The organism is Micromonospora sp. NPDC005220 (assembly GCF_040607895.1).
Classification (GTDB): domain Bacteria; phylum Actinomycetota; class Actinomycetes; order Mycobacteriales; family Micromonosporaceae; genus Micromonospora.
Window position 1 is genome coordinate 1 of record NZ_JBEXHP010000220.1, and the last position, 3,525, is coordinate 3,525.

General features: G+C 73.5%; 1 protein-coding gene and 2 pseudogenes. 1 reads left to right on the forward strand and 2 read right to left on the reverse strand.

Annotated features, from left to right (window positions below; genetic code table 11):
* A pseudogene (locus ABZU52_RS32155) lies at nt 1-1,120 on the reverse strand (hypothetical protein); the annotation flags it as partial.
* 660 nt (nt 1,121-1,780) lie between these two features.
* Nucleotides 1,781-2,131, reverse strand: a pseudogene (locus ABZU52_RS32160) (aldo/keto reductase); the annotation flags it as partial.
* A 217-nt stretch (nt 2,132-2,348) separates the two neighbouring features.
* Between ABZU52_RS32160 and ABZU52_RS32165 the strand changes: the two are divergent.
* Complete coding sequence (locus ABZU52_RS32165; RefSeq protein WP_354974676.1) at nt 2,349-3,422, forward strand: alkene reductase; 1,074 nt, start codon at nt 2,349-2,351, stop codon at nt 3,420-3,422.
* Nucleotides 3,423-3,525 lie beyond the last annotated feature (103 nt).

The window sequence follows — 3,525 nt, forward strand, 5'->3', positions numbered from 1 at the left end:
CGTCGGTGTCCAGGTCGGCGGTGAGGTACGGCGCCTCGTCCCCGGCCGGCAGCGGCGGGCGCGGCACATCCGTCGAGGCCTCCATCCGGGCCGGCGTGCCGGCCGGACGCGCCACGTCCGCCTCCGCCGGCGTGGCGCGCCGCTCGTTGTCGGAGGCCTGGACGACCCGGCCGCCCACCGATCGTCCGGTTCCAGCGGTCGCGGCGGAGGGCCCAGGCGACTCGGCTACGGAGGCCGACCGGGTTCGCGTGGCCACGGACGACGCCTCCACCGGGGACGGCTGCGGCGCCTCGTTCGCCGGGCCGGACGCCGTCGTGTCGTCCTGAAGGGATGAGGTGGCTGCTCCGTCCGTCGAGGACGGCCCGTTCGCGGGAAGCCCGTCCGGTGTCGCGGACGTGTCCGTGGACGGCGCGGCAAGCGGCGCCCTCGCGGCGTCGCCGGGAGCGGGCGTGTGGTGCCGCTCGGGCGGCCACGGCCCGTCGTCGCCGGCCACCGGCAGGCCACGACCGGAGCGGCCCGGTCGCAGCAGCACGATCGCCGCCACCGCGAGCAGCACCGACAGGACGCCCGCGCCGACCCGGATCACCAGCGGGTCGAGGCCGGCCGGGGTCGTGGGTTCCTGCCGCCGGGGCGCGGCGACCTCCGTGGTGGCCGGAGGCCGGGCGGGCGCGGACGGCGGCACACTGCTCGGCGCGGCCGTGGTACGGGGCGGCGCGGCCGTGGTGGGCGCCGGGGCGGACCGCTGGGCGGGCGGTGTCCTGGTCACCGGCGGGGTGGGGCGGGCCCGGGGCCGGGGCAGCGGGCCGATGCGTACCCCCTGGCCCTTGGCGTCCGGGGGCAGGACGAGCACCCAGCCCGGGTTGAGCACCAGGCCGTCGGTGAACGTCTCACCATCCGGCTGGGCCCGCCCGGTGTTGAGGTCAACGATCTCCCGGTACCGGTTGCCGTTGCCGAGCGTACGCAACGCGATGGCATAAAGGTATTCCCGTTGCCCGTCGACCGGCGGGCCGACCACGTAGTACCGGCCGGTCTCCGTCGGCGCGGCATGCGCCGGACCGGTCGGCACCAGCCAGATCCCGACCAGCACCAGCACCGCCTGAACGGCCCACCGCATCCGCACCCGTCGCCCTCCCTCTCCACCGACACCTCATCCTGCCGTCCCGGCTCACTACGGACCGGGCCGCCGGCGGTTCAACGGTGATCGCGCCCGGGCCGGCGGGCCGCCGTCACGGGGAGGTAGAGGAGCAGCTATCAACCCGAGCCAGCGACTGTTCACCGTCTGGCCCACGATCCTCGACCGTCTTCTCCCCGGAGCCCGGCTGGCCCACTTACTGCGCCCGCTGCGGGGCCAGCCACCGCCCTGATAGAAGCCGGCCAACCCGGCACCGGCCGCTACCGCGCCGAAACTACCTGTCCCCGACACACCGCTGCCGCCCACCGCTGGGCCGGCGCCGCCGGACCGACCCGCACCACCCCGATCGGTGACGCCCAACCCGCCCTGTTCGACCTACCAGAGGTGAGTGCATGAGAGCTGAGAGGGCGGGTCCGGTGGGGTGTCTTCAAGGACGCCGATCGGCTGGGACGCCGTCGACCTGGACGCCGCCGTCGTGTGCGTCGTCCGCGTCGCCGAGGAAGTCTCCGGGCACGTCAGCATCAAGCCCTATGCGACGTCACGAGCTGGCCGCCGAACGGTTCCACTGCCGCCGTTCGTCACGACAAATCTGGCTTGACACCGGCGACTATGGGCTCACGCCAATTCGGCAGGATATCGCTGGGCGTTCAGGTTGTCGTGCACCTGCTGGGTGAGCTTGGCCGGCGTCCGCGCTGGCGGCCAGCCGCCCTGCTCGTCGCGGCGGGCACCGATTTTGGTGACGATGTGCAGGTCGTCGGGGTACGGCGCGAGCGCCTCCCGGATGATCTCGTTGGTGACGTACGGGCCGTAGTAGTCCGACGTGTCGATGTGCCGGATGCTCAACTCGACGGCCGTGCGCAGCACATCGACGGCGGCGGCCCGGTCCTTGGGTGGCCCGAAGACGCCAGGGCCGGCCAGTTGCATGGCGCCGTAGCCGAACCGGGTGACGGTGAGGTCACCCATCCGGCAGGTGCCACCGGGCAGCTTGTCGCCGATCATGGTTCTTCCTCTGCCGGTCGGAGCGCCCGCCGGCACCTCGTACGGTGCCGGCCTCGGGCGGGCGCAACCAGGTCCCACCCATCCTGGGACCGACCGGGCCAGGGTCCGAGACGTGTGTCACGGCGCGTCCGGGAATCGTCGGCCGAGCTATCCAGTTGATCAGTGCCGGGACGCCAGCGTACTCAAGACGTCCGTTCGACGACGAAGCGGAGACACGATGACAGCCCTGTTCAGCCCGTTCACCCTGGGCAAGCTGGAACTGACCAACCGGATCGTGATGGCACCGTTGACGCGCAACCGCGCGGGCGAGGATCAGGTGCCGCAGGAGATCTCCGCGACCTACTACGGCCAACGCGCCTCAGCCGGCCTGATCATCACCGAGGGCACCCAGCCCAGTGCCGTCGGCCAGGGTTACGCGGACACGCCGGGCATCCACTCTGCCGAGCAGGTCGAGGGCTGGCGGGCCGTCGCCGACGCCGTGCACGCGGGCGGCGGAAAGATCGTCATGCAGCTGATGCACGTGGGTCGGATCGGCCACCCCGACAACAAGGGCGGCCTGGAGTCGGTGGCGCCCAGTGCCATCGCCGCCCCGGGCGAGATCTTCACCCGCGACGGGATGAAGGCGTACCCGGTGCCGCGGGAGTTGCGCGGCGACGAGCTGCCGGGGATCGTCGAGGAGTTCGTCCGGGCGGCGCGCAACGCCGTCGATGCCGGCCTGGACGGGGTGGAGCTGCACGCCGCCAACGGCTACCTGCTGCACCAGTTCCTGGCGCCGTCGAGCAACCTGCGGACCGACGGGTACGGCGGCTCCCCGGAGGCCCGCGCCCGGCTGGTGATCGAGGTGACCCGGGCCGTCGTCGAGGCGGTCGGCGCCGACCGGGTCGGCATCCGGATCTCGCCCTCGCACAACATCCAGGGCGTGGTGGAGGAGGACGCGGCCGACGTGGCCGCCACCTATGGCGCGCTGGTCGACGCGATCGCGCCGCTCGGCCTGGCCTACCTGCACGCCCTGGCCGACCCGACGAGCGACCTGATCGTCGACCTGCGGCGCCGGTTCGGGGGTCCGTTCATCGCCAACGACGGCTTCGCCTCAGTGACCACCCGGGCGGACGCGGAGCGCATCGTCGACGGTGGCCTTGGCGACCTGGTCGCGGTCGGCCGGAATTTCCTGGCCAACCCGGACCTGCCCCGCCGGTGGGAGATCGGCGCGCCGCTGAACGAGCCGGACCAGAGCACCTTCTACACGCCGGGGCCGCGTGGTTACACCGACTACCCGACGCTGGAGCAGTAGGCACGGCGGCGAACCGTCCGGGCCGGCCGGTGGCGGGCCCGCCGGCGGCGGGGGGGCCCGGGGGGGGGGGGGCCCCCGCCCCGCCCCGGCGGGGGGGGGGGAC

Bases quoted from the DNA above. Each gene is read 5' to 3' on its own strand.
- ABZU52_RS32165 (WP_354974676.1), top strand. From the start codon at position 2,349: ATGACAGCCCTGTTCAGCCCGTTCACCCTGGGCAAGCTGGAACTGACC.